This is a genomic window from Sphingopyxis sp. Geo48 (genome assembly GCF_949769155.1).
Taxonomy (GTDB): domain Bacteria; phylum Pseudomonadota; class Alphaproteobacteria; order Sphingomonadales; family Sphingomonadaceae; genus Sphingopyxis.
The window spans coordinates 419,917-439,121 of record NZ_CATKPA010000002.1 but is presented as its reverse complement, the minus strand read 5'-3'; the positions used below and the strand labels follow the sequence as shown (position 1 = coordinate 439,121).

Annotated in this window: 16 protein-coding genes and 1 tRNA gene; 11 read left to right on the top strand and 6 right to left on the bottom strand. The window is 65.0% G+C overall.

Translation table 11 applies throughout. The features are described from left to right. Positions 1-192: 192 nt before the first annotated feature. A complete protein-coding gene (locus QOL79_RS08925; RefSeq protein WP_283419365.1) occupies positions 193-3,396 on the bottom strand; it encodes an autotransporter outer membrane beta-barrel domain-containing protein in 3,204 nt (1,067 codons plus the stop codon). Between the two features lie 174 nt (positions 3,397-3,570). Between QOL79_RS08925 and QOL79_RS08920 the strand changes: the two genes are divergently transcribed. Continuing rightward, a complete protein-coding gene (locus tag QOL79_RS08920) occupies positions 3,571-4,287 on the top strand; it encodes a 2OG-Fe(II) oxygenase (protein ID WP_283419364.1) in 717 nt (238 codons plus the stop codon). 4 nt (positions 4,288-4,291) lie between these two features. Here QOL79_RS08920 and QOL79_RS08915 read toward each other — a convergent pair. Next, positions 4,292-4,381, bottom strand: a tRNA-Ser gene (locus QOL79_RS08915). A gap of 226 nt (positions 4,382-4,607) precedes the next feature. On the opposite strand from QOL79_RS08915, the gene QOL79_RS08910 reads away from it, so the two are divergent. Genes QOL79_RS08910 through mazG form a run of 10 tightly spaced genes read left to right on the top strand, consistent with a single transcriptional unit; the run spans position 4,608 to position 13,565 of the window. Beyond that, the gene (locus tag QOL79_RS08910) at positions 4,608-5,600 is read left to right on the top strand and encodes a lytic murein transglycosylase (RefSeq protein WP_283419677.1); all 993 of its coding nucleotides are present in this window, start codon (positions 4,608-4,610) and stop codon (positions 5,598-5,600) included. Then, a complete protein-coding gene (locus QOL79_RS08905; RefSeq protein WP_283419363.1) occupies positions 5,584-6,561 on the top strand; it encodes a septal ring lytic transglycosylase RlpA family protein in 978 nt (325 codons plus the stop codon). The genes QOL79_RS08910 and QOL79_RS08905 overlap by 17 nt, the downstream gene beginning before the upstream one ends. Before the next feature lie 7 nt (positions 6,562-6,568). Beyond that, on the top strand, positions 6,569-7,792 hold the full coding sequence (locus QOL79_RS08900; RefSeq protein ID WP_283419362.1) for a D-alanyl-D-alanine carboxypeptidase family protein: 1,224 nt from the start codon (positions 6,569-6,571) through the stop codon (positions 7,790-7,792). Further along, positions 7,786-8,415, top strand: coding sequence for a dTMP kinase (tmk, locus tag QOL79_RS08895; RefSeq protein WP_283419676.1), 630 nt, complete (start codon positions 7,786-7,788; stop codon positions 8,413-8,415). The genes QOL79_RS08900 and tmk overlap by 7 nt, the downstream gene beginning before the upstream one ends. Further along, on the top strand, positions 8,403-9,386 hold the full coding sequence (locus QOL79_RS08890; protein WP_283419361.1) for a DNA polymerase III subunit delta': 984 nt from the start codon (positions 8,403-8,405) through the stop codon (positions 9,384-9,386). Before tmk ends, QOL79_RS08890 begins: the two co-directional genes overlap by 13 nt. A gap of 38 nt (positions 9,387-9,424) precedes the next feature. After that, positions 9,425-10,993 carry a methionine--tRNA ligase gene (gene metG, locus QOL79_RS08885; protein ID WP_283419360.1) on the top strand — a complete coding sequence of 523 codons (1,569 nt, stop codon included), beginning with the start codon at positions 9,425-9,427 and terminating at the stop codon, positions 10,991-10,993. After that, a complete protein-coding gene (locus tag QOL79_RS08880; RefSeq protein ID WP_204992771.1) occupies positions 10,993-11,769 on the top strand; it encodes a TatD family hydrolase in 777 nt (258 codons plus the stop codon). Before metG ends, QOL79_RS08880 begins: the two co-directional genes overlap by 1 nt. 13 nt (positions 11,770-11,782) lie before the next feature. Then, a complete protein-coding gene (locus tag QOL79_RS08875) occupies positions 11,783-12,547 on the top strand; it encodes an MBL fold metallo-hydrolase (protein WP_283419359.1) in 765 nt (254 codons plus the stop codon). Next, positions 12,544-12,726 (top strand): hypothetical protein, encoded by a 183-nt coding sequence (locus tag QOL79_RS08870; RefSeq protein ID WP_283419358.1) that lies wholly within the window; start codon positions 12,544-12,546, stop codon positions 12,724-12,726. The genes QOL79_RS08875 and QOL79_RS08870 overlap by 4 nt, the downstream gene beginning before the upstream one ends. A gap of 56 nt (positions 12,727-12,782) precedes the next feature. After that, the gene (gene mazG, locus QOL79_RS08865) at positions 12,783-13,565 is read left to right on the top strand and encodes a nucleoside triphosphate pyrophosphohydrolase (protein ID WP_283419357.1); all 783 of its coding nucleotides are present in this window, start codon (positions 12,783-12,785) and stop codon (positions 13,563-13,565) included. A 10-nt stretch (positions 13,566-13,575) separates the two neighbouring features. Here the strand turns inward: mazG and hflX are convergent, their stop codons facing one another. The 4 genes from hflX to QOL79_RS08845 all read right to left on the bottom strand — a co-directional run bounded on the left by hflX (position 13,576) and on the right by QOL79_RS08845 (position 19,197). Beyond that, positions 13,576-14,907: a GTPase HflX gene (hflX, locus tag QOL79_RS08860; protein ID WP_283419356.1), complete on the bottom strand. Its 1,332-nt coding sequence runs from the start codon at positions 14,905-14,907 to the stop codon at positions 13,576-13,578. Positions 14,908-14,917: 10 nt separating this feature from the next. Next, positions 14,918-15,418, bottom strand: coding sequence for an RNA chaperone Hfq (gene hfq / locus QOL79_RS08855; protein WP_502957481.1), 501 nt, complete (start codon positions 15,416-15,418; stop codon positions 14,918-14,920). A 118-nt stretch (positions 15,419-15,536) separates the two neighbouring features. Beyond that, positions 15,537-16,916, bottom strand: coding sequence for a nitrogen assimilation response regulator NtrX (ntrX, locus tag QOL79_RS08850; protein WP_058455887.1), 1,380 nt, complete (start codon positions 16,914-16,916; stop codon positions 15,537-15,539). Beyond that, complete coding sequence (locus tag QOL79_RS08845) at positions 16,906-19,197, bottom strand: sensor histidine kinase (protein WP_283419355.1); 2,292 nt, start codon at positions 19,195-19,197, stop codon at positions 16,906-16,908. The genes ntrX and QOL79_RS08845 overlap by 11 nt, the downstream gene beginning before the upstream one ends. Positions 19,198-19,205: the final 8 nt, after the last annotated feature.

Below are 19,205 nucleotides of genomic sequence, written 5' to 3'. Positions count from 1 at the left end.
TCATACGGCCCCCTGATGGCGCCGTCATATAGCGCCATGCGCGCGCCGTGCAACCGCATTGGCATGGCGATACCGGCATCAGGACGGGCGGTTGCTGCTAACTGCATCTGCTCCTTCATTTCTTTCGAGCCTTGGCAAGGGGGAAGCGGGGTAGGGAGGTGCTTCCCCCTTGCTGCGGACCAGCCGAGGGGGCTAGAGGCCGATCCGCAGGCTCGCACGGAACGCCCAGCCGATATGGCTCTGCTGTTCTTCCGCGGATACTTCGCCGGCGACCTGGAAGGCCGAGTTGCCGGCGATGCCGCGGAAGCGGCCGACCCAGCCGCTCGTGCGATCCTCAGGAACCAGGGTGAAGGGCGTGCCGTCCTTAAACGACGCCGTCGTCGCGCCCAGATTGCCGCTGACGATCTGGCGGCGGCCACCTTCGAGTTCGAAGCGCGTCCAACCGTCATATTCGTCGGTCCCACCGAACTCGAGGCCCACCGCGACGCTGCCCGTGACCGCCAGTTCATCGCTGTCGCGGCTCTCGACCGTCAGGTCGAGCGCGTCGCCGCCGCCGGTTTCGGTGTAGCCGTCTTCCTTCAGCTTGTAATAATCGACCGCAACGGTCGGGCGCAGCGTCAGACCGCCGACACGCGCGTCCTTGGCGATCGAGCCCGACGCCGAATAGAGCGTCGCATCCCACTTGCCACGCATCGTCTTGTCGATGTCCTCCGCACCGGCTTCGGCACGGAAGGAGCGCGTGCCCTTCATGCTGATCGGCGCGCCCGACACGCGGGCGTGCGCCAGCCAGCCGTTCGACTGGAGCCGCCAGTGCAGCGCGCCCTCGAACTGGCTCGACTGCACTTCGCTGTCGTTGCTGCTGTTGCCGTCCTTGCCGTTCAGGAAGGCAATCGAGCCGCCGAAGTTGCCGATGTCGCTCTTGATCTCGGCGCCGAGCGAGATGCCCCATCCGCTGACGTCGTAACCGGCGGTCTGGCCGACGCCCTTCGACGTGCCCCACACCGCCTGGTTGACCCAGTAGCGCCATTTGCCTTCGTCCTGGAACGGCGCGTTGGGATCCTGGAGATAGCGGGCGAGGGCGCGCGATCCCGAGGTGACGGTTTCGAACACGCCACCTTCGTGCTCGGGCAGCATCTGGCCGAGTTGGTTGCGGAATTGCGCGCCATCGGTGATGCCGAGGAACACGTCCTCGATCTTCTGGTCTGCCGTCACCGCATCGATCACGGCATCGAACGCGCTCGCTTCCGAACGGTTGAGACCGAGTTCGGTGACGCTCTTGCGCGAGACGTTGACGATAAGCTGGTTCGCGTTCGAGCTCAGCACGCCCTTGTAGAGATAGGGAAGCAACGTCGACGTCGCGGTCAGGTTGCTCGCGCCGGTCAGCGTACCCGCGGTCAGAACGACGTGGTTGCCCTCGGCATTTTCGATGCTCGTCAGCTTGAGCGCCAGTTTCGACTCCGCGCCGAAGCTCGCGGTCCCCGACACGTTGAGCGCCGTGCCCGTCGCGCCATTATCGAGCAGCACCGCGACCGTGCCCTTGTTGGTCACCGCCAGCGAGGCAATGCTCGTCGCACCCGAAACGTCGAACATCCCGCCGTCGACCGACACCGAGAGCCCCTGGGCGTTCAGCAGCTTGCCCGAGAAGACCGACGTGCCGGCGATCGTCAGCGCATCGATGCCGCCGCCGAAGTCCGCCGTACCCGTGAAGACCGAGCTGCCCGACAGCGCCAGCGTATCGTTCCCGCCGCCGAAGCGCGCAGTGCCGGCGTAGGTGGCGTCGCCCGCCAGCGCGAGGCGGTTGTTGCCTGCACCGAAAAAGCTGTTCCCCTTCACCGAGCCATCGGCGATGTCGAAGACGTCGTTGCCGCCGCCGAAGCGCACGTCGCCGACAATCGAAGGCGCCGCGATGCCCGCCGCCACGGCGGTCTGCTTGACGGTGGTTCCGGCATTGTTCGCCGACAGGTCAATCGCGATGTTGCGGTCCGAGGTGGCAAGCGCGCCGGTGGCGCTGATCGTGCCGCTGTTTTCGATCGTCGTCACCGTGCCCGACAGGTCGACGATAGCGCGCGCGGTGCCGTTGTCGCCGCCTGCCTTTGCGGTGATCGAGCCGCTGTTGCGGATGAGCGGGACGTTGCCGCCCGCCTCGACGACGATTGCCGTCGTGATCGCGGTCGCAGCACTGCCGCCCGCCGCCTCGATCTTGCCTGCGTTGCGGATTTCGGGGGTCGAGGTGCCGGCGCCGACGCGGATCGCGGTCGCCGATGCGCCGTTCGACTGTGCGCCGACCGTGCCGCCGATGCCGATGCCGCCTGCGATCGTCACGTTGCGGCCCATGCCGCCGAGCTGGATCGCGAGTGCATCCTTGCCTGCATAGAGCCCGTTGCCGACGACGCCGCCGTCGATGATCAGGCCGAGCCCGGTACCCGTTCCGGGAACCGCACCGATCGCGATGTCCTGTGTGGCGGAGCCGATGCGCAGTGCGGGCGCCGAACCGAAGGAACGGATCGAACCCGACCCTTCCTTGTCGTCGTCGATGCCGTCCTTGTCCTCATCCTTGTCCTCGGGCTTGGTGTCCTTCGGGGGAACGGCGACGATGACGCCACCCGTGACATTGCCCTCGATGGATAGCGCCGGGCCGCCGATCAGCAAATCGTCGGCGTCGAGCTTCGACGGATCGGCGGGCGGCGTGGTGAGGCGATAGCCGGTCGCGGTCAGCGTGCCCTGCACGACAAGCGAGCCGTTGACATTGCCCGCCAGCCGCGCGGCGGTGGCATTCTGTCCGGTCGCGGTGATCGTCCCGGCAAGACGAACATTGCCGGTGACATCCTGCAGACCGACGCCAAGCGCATTGTCGCCAAGCACCGAGATCGTGCCGTCATTGGTGAAATTGCCCGTCAGCGGACCGCCGAGGCGAATGCCCGCCGAGTTATTACCTTCGATCGTGATCGTACCCGAATTGACGATGTTGCCGGTAAAGGCGCCGCCGGTCGCGATGCCGGTGCGGCCGTTGCCGATCGCGAACGGGCCGTCGAGGTCACCGTCATTGTCGATGTCGGTCGGCGCATAGGGTTCGTCGATGATGATCTTGCCGGTCGAGCTGTTGGTGATCCCGCCCGCCGTGCCGGCATTGGCGAAGATGCCGGTCGCGCCATTGGCGTTGCCGATCTCGATCGTGCCGTCGTTGACGACCTTGTGGTTGCTGTCGACCGTTACCGCCGTGCCGCTCGTGGGCTTGATCGAGCCGGTCGAGCTGATCTTGATATCGTCAGGGGCGCCCGACTTGATCGTCGAGGTACGAACCGGGGCGGTGGTGGCGGTGGTGATGCTGGTTTCGGCAAAGGCGGGAACCGAAACGATCGCGGCCAGACAGGTGGTGGCCAGCAAGGTGTTGCGCATGAAAATCCTCTTGGGTCTGAGCCGGACGGACGCCCGGAACTGTCCACAAGACGGAACCCCCGTTCGACAGCCTTGGAAAAAAGTCAGGCCGCCCATTTTGACCGCAAGAAATGGAACGCCGGGGAGGCGGACGGAAGCTAAGCGCGGTCCGCTCTCCGATCGAAGGACGACCAAATGATCTTGCCGGACCTTAAAACCCGCATTGCCGACCTCGACACCGCAAACATCGCGCGCAATCTGGGCGACAAGGGCTGGGCCGTCGTTCCGCGCCTGCTGGACGACGCGCAGTGCGAGGCCTTGAAAGCGGACTATGGCAGCGACGGCCTGTACCGCAGCACCGTCCATATGCAGCGTCATGGCTTCGGCCGCGGCGAATATCGCTACTTCCGCTACCCGCTCCCCGCTCCGGTAGCGACGCTGCGCAGCGCCTTCTATCCGCTCCTCGCCGGGATCGCGAACGACTGGTGGGAGGCGATGGGCCGGACAACGCTCTTTCCCGCCGATCACGACAGCTTTCTCGCGCAATGCGTGCTCCGCGGTCAATCGCGGCCGACCCCGCTGATCCTGCGCTATGGCGCCGGCGACTATAATTGCCTGCATCAGGATCTGTACGGCGCGCTGCACTTCCCCTTCCAGGTCGCGATCCTCCTCTCGCGGCCGGGCGAGGATTTCAGCGGCGGCGAGTTCGTGATGACCGAACAGCGCCCGCGGATGCAGTCGCGTCCGCACGTCGTGCCACTGCGGCAGGGTGATGCCGTCATCTTCGCGGTCGACGAAGCGCCGCGGCAGGGCACGCGTGGCACCTACCGCGTCAAGCTGCGCCATGGCGTCAGCGAAATCCGCAGCGGCGAACGCGTCACCCTGGGCGTAATCTTTCACGACGCGATGTAGTAAATGGCGGACAGGGTGGGATTCGAACCCACGGTAACGTTGCCGCTACGGCGGTTTTCAAGACCGCTGCCTTAAACCACTCGGCCACCTGTCCGCACGGCGCCGCCATAGCGTCCGCAAGCTTTGCGGCAAGCAAAACATGGCGGCACGGCCCGCCGCGCATATGACTCGGTCTGTCGCTCTACCAGGGGAGGATGGGGTGGCCAAGCCGCGTGCATCTGTGACAGAGGCACCCTATGGGGTGGGACATGACCGACGCTGGACGTTTCAGAATCAAGCAGATTTTCCGACTTTCGGGCGTGATCGCCTCGGCGTGGGCGATGGTGGCCTCGGCTCCCGTGTACGCCCAGAGCGCCGACGCCGGCTTCGATGCCTATGTCCAGTCGCTTTGGCCGAAAGCGCAGGCGCGCGGCGTCTCGCGGGCGACCTTCGACCGCGTAACGGCGGGGCTGCGCTATAACGCACGTGTCGTCGCGCTCGACCGTGACAATCTCGGGGCGCCGCCGAGCCCCGACACACCGATCCCCAATTTCGCCCCCTACAAGGCGAAGCACGTCGATGCCTCGCGGATCAATGGCGGGCGCCGCGTCCACGATCGGCTGCTGCCGCTTCTCTCGCGCATCGAGCAGCGCACCGGGGTGCCGACGAGCATCATGATCGCCATCTACGGCCACGAAACCGCTTATGGCGCGGTCACGGGCAATTTCGACCTTCCCGAAGCGCTGGCGACGCTGGCCTACGAGGGGCGCCGCCGAACCCTGTTCGAACCCGAATTCCTCGCGACGCTGGAGATGGTCCAGAAGGGTGTACCGCGCGATGTGCTCAAGGGAAGTTGGGCCGGAGCCTTCGGCTATCCGCAATTTCTGCCCTCGGTCTATCTCCAGGTCGCCGAAGACGGCGACGGCGACGGCGTCGCGCGCATCTGGTCGAGCGAAGCCGATGCGATCGAATCGATCGGCGCCTATCTGCGCCGCGCCGGCTGGCGCGCCGGCCAGCCGTGGGGCGTCGCGGTTCGCGTGCCCGACGGCTATAATCGCGCGGCGATGGCCAGCCGGCTCCAGCCGACGCGCTGTTCGCGCGTGTTCGCGCGCTACAGCCGCTGGCGTTCGATGGCCGAATGGCGCGCCGACGGTTTCCAGACGCTCGATGGGCGCTGGCCCGACGGGCAGGTGCAGGCGACCCTGCTGGAACCCGATGGTCCAGGAAAAACCGCCTATTTGCTGACTGGCAACTATCGTGCGATATTGGACTATAATTGTTCCAACTTTTACGCGCTTTCGGTGGGGTTGCTGGCAGATGAAATCGATCGGTAGGGGCGGTGTGCTGATGGCCGGGGCGGCGTTGCTGCTTGGCGGTTGCGGTAGTTTCGATGGCACGCGCGACGGCGAGCCCGTCGCAGCACCACCGACTCCGGCCCCTGCGGCCGAGCTTGTCGCCGATACGCCGGTCAAGATCGGCGATCCCTATACGATCGGCGGCACGACTTACACGCCCGCTGATATCCCCGACTATGACGATGTCGGCTATGCGAGCTGGTACGGCGAGGAACTCGGCGGCCGGCCGACGGCGAACGGCGAGACCTTCAACCCCGACACGATCAGCGCCGCGCACAAGACGTTGCCGCTGCCAAGCTATGTCGAGGTGACTGCGCTCGACACCGGACGCACAATCCTGGTCCGGGTCAACGACCGTGGGCCGATGGCGAACGACCGGCTGATCGACCTGTCGCGCGGCGCCGCGGCGCAGCTTGGCATCACCGAAGGCGTCGCCGCGGTGCGCGTCCGCCGCACGAACCCGCCGCAGGCAGAACGCGCGCAACTGCGCGCCGGACGCCCGGTTCCCGAACGCATCGCAACCCCCGACTCATTGCTCGCAATCCTTCGCAACAAATTGAAAACGCTTCCTGTTCCGGGTGGGCAGCCAGCGGCGCCGGTCGCATCGGGAACGCAAAAGCCCGGCGATGACAGGCTCGAAGTGAAGACGCCCGCCGCGCCCTCAAAGCCCGCGCCGGTCGCCAAGCCGGCACCCATGAAACCCGCGTCGCCAGCAAAGCCCGCACCCGCAATTGGAAGCTATTTTGTGCAGGTAGGCGCGTTCAGCAGTGAGGAACGCGCCAGTGCGGCGGCGAAGTCCGTCGGCGGCTCGGTCGTGAAGGCGGGCAATCTCTGGCGCGTCCGCGCCGGCCCCTTCGCCAGCGACGCCGAGGCGCGCGCGGCGCTCGGAAGGGTGAAGGGGAAGGGATTCCGCGACGCTGTCGTGGTTCGCGACCGCTGACGCCGCCATGGAAAGAGCGTCGTCGATCCTGAAAGCTGGCACGGTAACGCTTGTGATGCTCGTCCTTTCGGCATCGCTGCCGATCGCCGCCGCGGACGCGGCGCCGGGCACGAAGGACCCGGTCACCCGCCCGATCTATGTCACCCAAGCGCCGATCGTATTGCTGAAGGACATGCATTCGGGCGCGATCCTCTTTTCGCGCGGCGCCGACAAGCGTTTCGCCCCCGCTTCGATGGCGAAGGTGATGACCGCCTATGTCGTGCTCGACCTGATCAAGAAGGGCGAATTATCGAGCGAAAAGCTGTTCACCGTCAGCGAAGCGACATGGAAGAAATGGAACGGCAGCACGGGCGGGTCGACGATGTTCCTGCGATCGGGTGAAAAAGTGTCGGTCGACGACTTGCTGAAGGGATTGATCACTGTTTCGGGCAATGACGCCGCCGCGGTCCTCGCAGTCGGAATCGACGGTAGTGAAGAAGTTTTCGTCAAAAGAATGAATGATATGGCGAGCAAAATTGGGATGAAATCGAGTCGATTCGGTACGCCAAATGGCTGGCCCGATGGGGGAGTGACCAAGGTCAGCGCCGACGATCTCGTCACCCTGGCCGATCGCCTGATCCGCGAGCATCCCGACGGATACGCCCGCTATTTTTCGATTCCCAGGCTGCAGCACGGCAAGTCGCCCGCCGGCAAGCCGATCGTCCAGCCGAACCGCAACCCGATTCTCGGCCGTTTCGCGGGCGCCGATGGATTGAAAACGGGCCACACGGCAGAGGCGGGCTATTGCTTCCTGGGCTCGGCAAAGCGCGGTGGGCGCCGCTTGATCATGGTCGTTGCCGGTATGGAAAGCGAAAAGGCACGACGCGACGAGGCCGAGCGGCTGATGACCTGGGGGTTCGAACAGTGGGAGGGGCGCAAGATCGTCTCTGCCGGCGCCAAGGTGGGCCATGTCGAGGTCGGCAAGGGGAGGTCTCCGATGGTCGGGGCGGAACCCGGCGTGGCAGTCCAGATGACGGTTCCCAAAGGCTATTCGGGCGGCTACCGCGCCGTCATGCGCAGCCGTGCCCCGCTGCCCGCGCCCGTCGCCCGCGGGACGCCCGTCGCCGACCTGATCGTGACGCCCGACGGCTTGCCGCCTCAAACCACGCCGCTGATTGCAGCAGCCGACGTCGGGCGTGGCGGCTGGCTCGCCCGGTTGCGGACAGGTTTCTACCGGTTGACCGGCTGGTGAGCGGGCGGTTCATCACGCTCGAGGGCGGGGAAGGGGTCGGCAAGTCTACCCAGATTCGTGCTCTCGCTGCCGCGCTTGCGGAGCGCGGAATCGAGGTCGTCGCGACACGCGAACCGGGCGGTAGCGCGGGCGCCGAGGCGGTCCGCACGTTGCTGATGGAAGGGAATGACGACCGTTGGGATGCGCGGAGCGAGGCCTTGCTGTTTGCCGCTGCGCGCGCCGACCATGTCGCCCGCGCCATCCGCCCCGCGCTCGACCGCGGCGCGTGGGTCTTGTGCGACCGCTTCATCGATTCGTCGCGCGCCTATCAGGGCGGCGGCGGCGGCATCACCGACGCCGACATATTGGCGCTCCATTCTTTTGGCTCGCTCGGGCTGATGCCCGACCGCACTTTCCTCCTCACGGTCGGCGCCGACGAAGCTGCACGGCGGCTTGCGGTCCGCGACGCCGGCAGTGCCGATCGCATGGGCAGCAAGCCCGCCGACTATCAGATGCGCCTTAATGCGCGCTTCCTCGAAATGGCGGCGGCCGAACCCGCGCGCTGGCGGGTGGTCGGCGCCGACGCGCCCGCCGACGCGGTGACTGCCACGATCCTCGCCGAACTCACCGAATGGCTGCCATGATCGGCCATGCGGATGCCGAAGCCGCCTTTCTGGAGGCATGGCAGGCCGACCGGCTGCACCACGCCTGGCTGCTCGCAGGGCCGCAGGGCATGGGAAAGGGCAGTTTCGCCACGCGTGTCGCGCGGTTCCTCGCCACCCATGGACGCAGCGGCGATGCGGCGACGCTCGACGATCCCGGCGACGGCGCAGCGAGCCGGTTGGTCGATGCGGGCAACCATCCCGAGATCATTCATCTTACGCGCCAGCCCAAGGACAAGGGCAAGGAACTCGCGCGCAACATCACGATCGAGCAGGTGCGCGGGATGATCCGGCGCCTGCACCTCTCGCTCTCGCTCGGCGAATGGCGTGTGGTCATCATCGACGCGGTCGACGATCTCGAAACCGACGGCGCCAATGCGTTGCTCAAGACGCTTGAGGAGCCGCCCGCGCGAACCTTGTTCATGCTCGTCAGCCATTCGCCCGGGCGCTTGCTGCCCACGATCCGATCGCGGTGCAGAATCCTGCGTTTTCAACCCGTTGATCGTGACGTCATGACATCGTGGCTGCACGACCTGCGCCCGATGCTGGACATGGCCGAGGTGCGCGCGATCGTCACAGCGTCGGGCGGTGTTCCCGGCAAGGCGCTGGTGCTGATCGACAGCGATGTCGCGGCGATGGAGAAGAAATTGCTCGCGATCGCGACCACCGGCGACCCCGGCAACCGCCTCCGCGACGCGCTCGCGCGGGAAGTGGGTGGATCGAGCAACCGCGAACGGCTCGAACTGGTGATCGACATCGTTCCCGGCCTGCTTTCGCGGATCGCCCGCGAGCGTCCGATTGCCGACATCGCACCGGTCCTCGCGCAGTGGGACAGGGTGCAGCGCACGGTGCGCGACGCGATCCGCGGCTCCTATGACGGCTCGATGGTCGGCTTCGAAATCGGCAACTGCCTCGCCGAACTCGCGCCCCGCGAAACGCAGGCCGCGCGCTGACGCTTCCCCTCGCGCGCGCCACCCGCTAAGGCGCGCGCATGTCTGAACCTTTCTACATCACCACCGCCATCAGCTACCCCAACGGCCGCCCCCATATCGGCCATGCCTATGAGGCCATTGCGACCGACGTGATGGCGCGCTTTCAGCGGATGCGCGGGCGCGACGTGCGGCTGACGACGGGGACCGACGAACATGGCCTGAAAATGTACCAGACGGCGCGCGACCAAGGGCGCCCAACGATCGAACTCGCCGATGAAATGTCGGGGTATTTCCGTGAGATGTACAGAAAACTGAATATCAGCTTCGATCATTTCATGCGTACATCGGACCCCGCGCACCATGCGGCATCGCAGGCGCTATGGCGCGCGATGGAAGCGAATGGCGACCTTTATCTCGACCGCTACGAGGGCTGGTATTCGGTCCGCGACGAGGCCTTCTACGACGAAAGCGAACTCGTGCAGGGGGAAGGGGAGAGCAAGCTCTCGCCGCAGGGCACACCGGTAGAATGGACCGTCGAGGAAAGCTGGTTCTTCCGACTGTCCGCCTATCAGGATAAATTGCTCGCGCTCTATAATGAAAACCCCGACTTCATCCGCCCCGAAAGCCGGCGCAACGAGGTGCTGCGTTTCGTCGAGGGCGGGCTCAAGGATCTCAGCGTCTCGCGGACCAGCTTCGACTGGGGCGTGCCGGTGCCGGACTCGCCGGGGCATGTCATGTATGTCTGGGTCGATGCTCTCACCACTTATATGTCGGCGCTCGGCTATCCCGACCTCGACGGCGAGTGGGGCAAATTCTGGCCCGCGAATATCCATATGATCGGCAAGGATATCGTGCGTTTTCATACCGTTTACTGGCCGGCTTTCCTGATGAGCGCCAATCTGCCCCTGCCCAAGCAGGTCTTCGGTCACGGCTTCCTGCTCAACCGCGGCGAAAAGATGTCGAAGTCGCTCGGCAATGTCGTCGATCCGATGGAGCTTGCCGAACGGTTCGGGGTCGACGCGCTTCGCTATTATCTGCTTCGCGAAGTCAGCTTCGGGCAGGACGGCAGCTATTCGGCCGAGGCGATCGTCCGCACCGCGAATGCCGATTTGGCGAACAGCTTCGGCAATCTCGCACAGCGCAGCTTATCGATGATTTTCAAGAATTTGAATGGTGTAGTGTCGGCTGATTACACGCCGGCGCAAGACGATCTCACGCTGATGCACGCTGTCAATGACATGGCTCGGACGCAACTTCCACGCGAATTCGAGCAGCTCGCCTTCTCGGTCGGGATCGAGGACTGGATCCGCGCCGTTTTCGCCTGCAATCAATATGTAGACACGCAAGCGCCCTGGGCGCTCCGCAAAACCGACCCCGAGCGGATGCGCGCGGTGCTGATGACGCTGTTCCAGGCGGTCCGTACCCTCGCGATCGCAATCCGTCCGGTTGTCCCCGACGCCGCCGACAAGTTGCTCGACCAGATGGGCATCGCCGCCGATGCGCGCGATTTCACGTCGCTCGCCGACAAGGACTGGTTCGCCAAACTCGCCGCTGGCGGTTTCACCGTTGGCCAGCCTGTCCCCATCTTCCCGCGCCTCGAACTGCCGGAAGGAGAGGGGGAGGGCTGATGCTCGTCGATTCGCACTGCCACCTCAACTACAAGGGGCTCGCCGAGCAGCAGGGCGAGGTGCTGGCGCGCGCGCGGGAGAGGGGGGTTACCGCGATGCTCAACATCGCGACGCGCGAGAGCGAATGGGACGATGTCCTCGCCGCCGCCGAGGCGAATGATGACGTCTGGGCGAGTGTCGGCATCCATCCGCACGACGCCGATCATCATCCCGACGTTGATACCGCGAAGCTCGTCGCTCGCGCGGCGCATCCGCGCGTGATCGGGATCGGCGAGACCGGGCTCGACTATTATTACGACAAGAGCGACCGCGTCCGGCAGCAGGACAGCTTCCGCCGCCATATCCACGCATCGCAGGAAACGGGCCTGCCGGTGATCGTCCACACGCGCGATGCCGAGGCCGACACGCTCGCTTTGCTCGGCGAGGAGATGGGCAGGGCGACCTTCCCCGGCGTGATCCATTGCTTCACCGCGAGCGACGATTTCGCGCGGCAAGCGTTGGACCTCGGGCTCTTCATCTCGATTTCGGGCATCGTGACGTTCAAGAACGCCGCCGACCTGCAAGCGACCGCGAAATGGCTGCCGCAGGACCGGCTGCTGATCGAGACCGACTCCCCCTTCCTCGCCCCCGTCCCGCATCGCGGCAAGACAGGAGAACCCGCGTTCGTCGCCGATACGCTGGCTTTCCTGGCCGAGCTGCGCGACGAGGATCGTGAGGCCCTGGCGGCGGCGACCAGCGCCAATTTCTATGCGCTTTTCAACAAGGCCGCACCATGACGTCGCAGCGCCCATGAAACTGAGAATTCTTGGCTGCGGGACGTCCTCGGGCGTGCCGCGGATCGGCAACGACTGGGGCGCGTGCGATCCCGACAATCCGCGCAACCTGCGCAGTCGCGCATCGATCATGGTGTCGCTGGGTGGCTTTCGTATCCTTGTCGACACCAGCCCCGACATGCGCCTGCAGCTGCTCGACGCATGCGTCGGCGAAATCGACGCGGTGATCTGGACGCACGAACATGCCGACCACACGCACGGGCTCGACGATCTGCGTCAGGTGATGCATCTGCGGCGCTCCGCGGTGCCGGTCTATGCCCGCGACCATGTACTCGACATTCTGAAGTGGCGATTCACTTATGCGTTCGCGGGAAATGCCGGCTATCCGGCGTCGGTCGATCCGATCGACCTTCACGACCATCAATCGATCGGCCCGATCGAAGTCTCGGCGCTCGAAATGCCGCACGGCCCGATCAAGGCGACCGGGCTTATCTTCAGCGATGGTGCGCACAGGATCGGCTATGCCACTGATTTCTCTAAATTTACGGACGAAATGGTTGAGTTCTTTCAAGGGGTCGACCTGTTCGTCATCGACGCGCTCCGCCGCTATCCGCATCCGACGCATCCGCATTTGGCGATGAGCCTCGAAGGACTTGCCAAGGTCGGCAATCCGCGCGCTATCATCACGCATATGGACAACACGATGGATTATGACGACCTTGCGGCCGAACTGCCACCGGGTGTCGAACCCGGCTATGATGGGTTAGAGGTCCAATTATGAGCGGCGACACGACGGTCGAGCTGATCTGGTTCGCCGGCGCGCTAACCCTAGTGATCAGCGCGCTCGTCGCGCGCCGGATCAAGCTGGCCGATGGCGTCAAGATGGCGCTCGCGTGGGCGGCGATTTTCGCGCTGGTGTTTCTGGCGATCTGGACGTTTCAAGTGGCACGAGGGGGTTAAGTCCCTCGCTCCCCGACATATCATATTTAACATAATATATATTATCGGATAAATAGATGAGCGAATCCGCGGCCCCCCTGGTCCAGTCCCCCATCGACCGCCTGCTTGCCGTCATGGCAAAATTGCGTGACCCCGATGGTGGATGCGAATGGGATCTCGCGCAGAACTTCTCGACGATCGCGCCCTATACGATCGAGGAAGCCTATGAGGTCGCCGACGCGATCGCCGGCGGCGACCCTGCCGCGATCTGCGACGAGCTTGGCGACTTATTGCTCCAGGTCGTATTCCACAGCCAGATCGCGACCGATGGAGGCCTGTTCGGATTCGACGATGTCGCGACCGCGATCAGCGACAAGATGGAGCGCCGGCACCCGCATATCTTCGGCGATGTGCGGACGGACGATGTGCGCGTCCAATGGGAAACGATCAAGGCAGCCGAACGCGCATCGGACGGCCCCAAGAGTGCGCTCGACGGCGTCGCGCTTTCGCTGCCAGCCCTGTTACGCGCGCAGAAGCTGCAGGGCCGCGCCGCGCGCGTCGGCTTCGATTGGCCCGACGCCGACGGGCCGCGTGAAAAGATCCCCGAAGAACTTGCTGAAGTCGTGACGGCACCCGACGATGCAGCGCGCGCCGAAGAGATCGGCGACCTGCTGTTCGCGGTCGTAAACTATGCGCGCCATCTTGGTGTCGATGCCGAAAGCGCGCTGCGCGCCGCCAACGACAAGTTTGCACGCCGCTTCCAGGCTGTCGAGGACCGTGCCGGACCCGATATTGCGAAACTGCCGCTCGATACGCTCGAAATGCATTGGCAGGCGGTCAAGGCGTCGGAGCGCTCCTAGGGTCGGGCCCCTACGCGACGCTCGGCGGCCACAGCCGCTCGAACCGCGCGCGATCGGCCGGGTCGAGGCGCACCGTGAGCATATGCCCCTCGCCCTCGGGCAGGTCGGACAGGACTTCTCCGCGCGCGTGGAGCCACGCCATCGCTTCGCCCTGATCGAAACGGAGGAAGATGCGCTCCACCTTGTGCTGCGCAGTCAATTGCGACGCCATGAGCGCGCGCGCCGCCTCGACGCCCTCGCCGCTCACAGCCGAGATGATCGCGACGTCGGGACGCCGCGCCGCCATCTCCTCGATCTGCGCGCGGCGGTCGGCGTCGGCGGTGTCGATCTTGTTCCAGATTTCGATCTGCGGAACCGCATCGGGAGCGTCCTCCCCCTCCCCGTCGCGCGGTCCATTGACGCCGAGTGAATCGAGGATCGCCCGCACATCGTCATATTGCGCGTCGCTGTCGGGATGGACGATGTCGCGGACATGAACGATCAGGTCAGCGGTGGTGACCTCCTCCAGCGTGGCTCGGAACGCGGCGACGAGTTCGGTCGGCAGGTCGGACACGAAGCCCACGGTATCCGACAGGATCGCCTTGTCGATGCCGGGTAGCCGGATTTCGCGCATCGTCGGATCGAGGGTCGCGAAAAGCATATCTTCCGCCATGACGTCACTTCCCGTCAGGCGATTGAAAAAGGTCGATTTTCCGGCATTGGTATAGCCGACCAGTGCGATTACCGGCCAAGGCGCGCGTTGCCGCTTGGCGCGCTGCAATTGCCGCGTCCGGCGCGCATCCTCCAAGCTTCGGCGGATGCGCGCCATGCGGTTGCGGATCATCCGGCGGTCAGCCTCGATCTGCGTCTCGCCCGGCCCGCCGAGGAAGCCGAAGCCGCCGCGCTGGCGCTCGAGGTGGGTCCAGCTGCGCACCAGCCGCCCCGCCTGATAGTCGAGATGCGCGAGTTCGACCTGCAACCGCCCTTCGGCGGTCGCGGCACGCTCGCCGAAGATTTCGAGGATCAGCCCGGTACGATCGATCACCTTGGTCCCGAACTCGGTTTCAAGGTTGCGCTGCTGGATCGCGGTGAGCGCCGCATCGACAATGACGAGCTGCACGCCCTCCATCGCGATGTCGGGCTTGATCGCTTCGATCTGGCCGACACCGAGCAGGGTTGCCGCGCGGGTCTGGCGCAGCCGCAGCGGGTGCACCGCGACGACATTGAGTCCGATCGCTACCGCCAGCCCCTTCGCTTCCTCGACGCGCGCGTCGAGGTCGCGCGACAGGCGCTGCGCGTGCCATTCGGGCACGACGAGCAGCGCGGCGGCGCCGCGCGTCACTTCATCTTCGCTGGCGGTCATCGTCCCAAGGTCAGGCGCCGGCTTCGCCGTCCTCTTCGCCATTATCGGTCAGGTTGATCGGCCCGTTGGGCTGCACGGTAGAGATCGCGTGCTTGTAGACGAGCTGCACCTGCCGCTCGCGCTCGAGCAACATGCAGAAGAGGTCGAACGCCACGATATCGCCCTGCAGCATCACACCGTTGACAAGGAACATCGTCACCGACTCGTCCGAGCGGCGCACCGCGTTCAGGAACACGTCCTGCAACGCCTTGCCCTTGCTCGCGGGCGCTTCGCGAAGGTCCGCGCCGAGCGCGCCGACGTCGAAGTCGTGCGACGGCATCACCGTCGAGATCGCATGTTTGTAAACGAGCTGTGACTGGCCGTCGCGGCGCAGCAACAGCGAGAAATTGTCGAACCAGGTGATGATGCCCTGAAGCTTCACGCCCTTGACGAGGAACATCGTGACGGGCGTCTTGCTGCGGCGAAGGGCGTTGAGGAAAAGATCTTGGAGATTCTGATTTTTATCGGACACATTTGCCTCCTGTTCTTGGCGGTAGGACCGCGGGTGCGGCGCCGGTTCTCCGGCATTCTAGCCTTCATCGCAGGCGGCAATATGCGGCAAAGCTTGCCGCAGGTCTAGCGCAAAGCCGTCACCCCTCGCCTTCGGGATTATCCGTCAATCCCAACAGCTTCAGTTTGCGGTGCAGCGCCGACCGCTCCATGCCGATGAAGGTCGCAGTGCGCGAGATATTGCCCGAAAAACGGTTGATCTGGATGCGCAGATATTCGCGCTCGAAATTCTCGCGTGCTTCCTTGAGCGGAATGGCGGTGATCGATTCGCTGCCGGGCAATATGTCGGTGCCGCCGCGAACCAGCTCGGAGGGCAGCATGTCGGCGTCGATCCGGCCCAGCCTGTCACTCGGCGCGAGGATCATCACACGTTCGATCACGTTGCGCAGTTCGCGGACATTTCCCGGCCAATCGTGGGCTTGCAGTGCAGCCATTGCTTCGGCGCTGATTTCGGGCGGCGGCGCGCGGCGGTCGGCGGCGTAGCGCCGGACGAAATGGTCGCAGAGACTGGCGATATCGTCACGCCGTTCGCGCAGCGGCGGGATATGCACCGGCACGACGTTCAGCCGGTAATAGAGATCCTCGCGAAACCGGCTCTCCGCGATCTCGGTCTTGAGGTCGCGCGCCGAGCCCGAGATGATGCGGACGTCGACGCGGATCATCGTCCGTCCGCCGACGCGGGTGAAGCTCTGGTCGGTCAGGACGCGCAGAACCTTGCCCTGCGTGGTCAGCGGCATGTCCGCGACCTCGTCAAGGAACAGCGTTCCACCATGCGCCTGTTCGAGCAGGCCGACGCGGATCGAACCGTCCTCGGCCTCCGACCCGAACAGCTCGGTCTCGACCGTCTCGGGATCCATCCGGGCGGAGGAAATGACACGGAACGGGGCATTCTGCCGCCCGCTCCAGCCATGAAGGACGCGCGCGGCAACCTCCTTCCCCACCCCCGGCGCACCCGTGATGAGCACGCGGCTACCGGTGCCGGCAACGCGCTTCAGTGTCGCGCGGACATTGTTGATCGCAGCGCTGGTTCCGGTCAGTTCGTCGGCGGGGCCGGCCTTTTCGCGAAGTTGCTCATACTCGAATTTCAACCGCTCGCTCTCGGTCGCGCGCGCGACGAGATGCAGCAGCCGCTCGGCCTCGAACGGCTTTTCGATGAAATCGAACGCCCCGCGGCGGATCGCCGCGACCGCGGTGTCGAGCCCGCCGTGCCCCGATATGACGATGATCGGCAACGTCGGATCGAACGCCTTGATCGCCTCGACCAGCCCCAGCCCGTCGAGACGCGATCCTTGCAGCCACACGTCGATCAGCGCGAGCGAAGGCCTGCGCTGGCGGATCGCTTCCAGCGCGGCGTCGCTGTCGGACGCGGTGCGCGCCTCATAGCCCTCGTCCTCCATGACGCCGGCCACCAGTTCGCAGATGTCACGCTCGTCGTCGACGATCAGTATATCAAGCGCCATATTCTTCTTTGCCTTGCCGGTTCCGGATCCGCCCCGGAACCGATTCAATCTGCCCTGTCACCAAGTCGCCGCCCTTACCCGCGAGCGGTCGCAGCCGGTCGGGTTGCAGCGTCAGCGTCACGCACGTCCCCTGCCCCGCCGGATTGTCGCAGAAATCGAGCTCGCCATAATGCTGCTCGACGATCTTCTTCACGATCGCGAGACCGAGCCCGGTGCCGCCCTGCCGCGTCGTCATATAGGGTTCGGCGATCGCGTCGCGTGCCTCCGGCAATCCGATTCCGTCGTCGGAAATGCGGATGACAATGGCATCGTCGCGCCCGATGTCCAGCTCGGCGCGGATATGGCCGATTGGAGGAGATTCTGAATCTTTCGAATTTTCTTCAATCGCTTCCACAGCGTTTTTGACGATATTGGTAAGGGCTTGCGACAACAGCCGGCGGTCGCACACCAGCGGTTCGATCTCGTTCGGGGTCTTCACGCTGAACTGGATATCGGGCTTCGCAACCTCGAACAGGAACACCGCCTGGCGCAGGATATCGCGAACATCCTCGACGCCGAAGGTCGGTTTGGGCATTCGCGCGAAGCTCGAAAATTCGTCGACCATGCGGCGCATGTCGTGAACCTGACGGATGATCGTGTCGGTCAGGCGGCGGAAGGTCGCCTCGTCGCCTTCGACCTTCGCGCCGAACCGCCGCTGGAGCCGCTCGGCCGCAAGCTGGATCGGGGTCAGCGGATTCTTGATCTCGTGCGCGATCCGGCGCGCGACGTCGGACCAGGCCGCGCGGCGCTGGTCGAGCAATTGCTGCGTGATATCCTCGAAACTCAGCACATAGCCGTCGCCCTGCGCCACCGCCTTTGCCGCAAGCGTCGCCGGCTCCGCGTCGCGCCGCGCCAGTTGCACGATCGCCTCATGCTCTTCGCTGGTCAGCAGCCGCGCGAGTTCCGGCGCGACATCGGCGAGGGGCTGGCCGGTCAATTCCCCGGCGCTCTGCCCGATCAGATGCTCGGCGGCTGAGTTGGCGAGCAGGATGCGGTGTTCGGCATCGACCGAGACGACTGCCGACGAGACGCCGGACAGCACCGCCTCGATGAAGCTGCGGCGCGTTTCGAGCTGTTCGTTGACGCTGACGAGTGCCCCCGTCTGCCCCTCGAGCTGTTCGGTCATCCGGTTGAATGCGCGCGTCAGCACCGCGATTTCGTCATCGCGCGCCGGCGGCGTCACGCGCACCGACAGATCGCCGCCCGCCGCGGTCCGCGTCGCCCCGATCAAGGTACCGAGCGGGCGCACGATGCGGTCGGCAACGACGATCGCGGCGATCACCGCGAGCGCGAGAAGCAGCAGCGATCCAAGATAAAGCGCGCCGTTGAACTGAAGCTGCAACTGCTGCGAGCGCTGGAACAGCCCGTTGTAATCGGCGAGGACGGTCCGCGCGCGTTCTGACTGCTGGAAACCCAGCACATTGGCGTCGCGCGAGGCATAGAGATAGGCGCGCCGCGTCCCTGGCAAGCGCGTCGCCGCCTCGATCCGGTCCGATCGCCGGACGACGACGACATCCTGCCCGCGATCGAGGCGTTCGACCATCGAGGGCGAGATACGGCTTTCGGCCGCGCGGTTGTCCGGGTCGATCATCGCCGGCGTGCGGGCAACGCCATCGGCACCGATCTCAATTATCGCCGATTCATTGAGGTTCCGGACGACGACCTGCTGCAGATAATAGTTGGAGAAGGCCGGATCGTCGATCGGAACCCGCTGCAGGAACGCCCCGATATCCTTGGACATTGCGATGGTGTTCGCGCCGACTTCGCGCTGGTTTTCCTGATAATAGCCTTGCGCGAGGCCCGCGGCATTTTCGAACATGCCGCGCGATCGATCGGAGAACCAGAAATCGACGCCATATTGGAAGAGCAGCGACGCGAAGATCACCACCAGCAGCGTCGGGGCCGCTGCGATCAGCGAGAAGAGCGCGACCAGCCGGACGTGCAGCCGTCCGTTGCCTCCCGCCATCGATCGCTCGGCGCGCGCACGCGCGACGCGGCTGCCGACGAGGACGATCAGCGCCATCGCCGGGACAAGGTTCACGATCATGATCGCCGCAACCAGTCCCGGAGTCAGCAGTCTCTCGCTCTGCGCGTCGCCGGTAACGAAGATATAAGTCGCGAGTGCGACGCTGACGATCACCGCCAGCGTGTAATATTCGGGCGCGGCAAAGTGCCAACCGCGCGAACTGGCGCCCGCGGCGGGTAGTTCACTTGCTTGAAGGGGGGAAGCGGCGGGCTCCATTGTTGCCT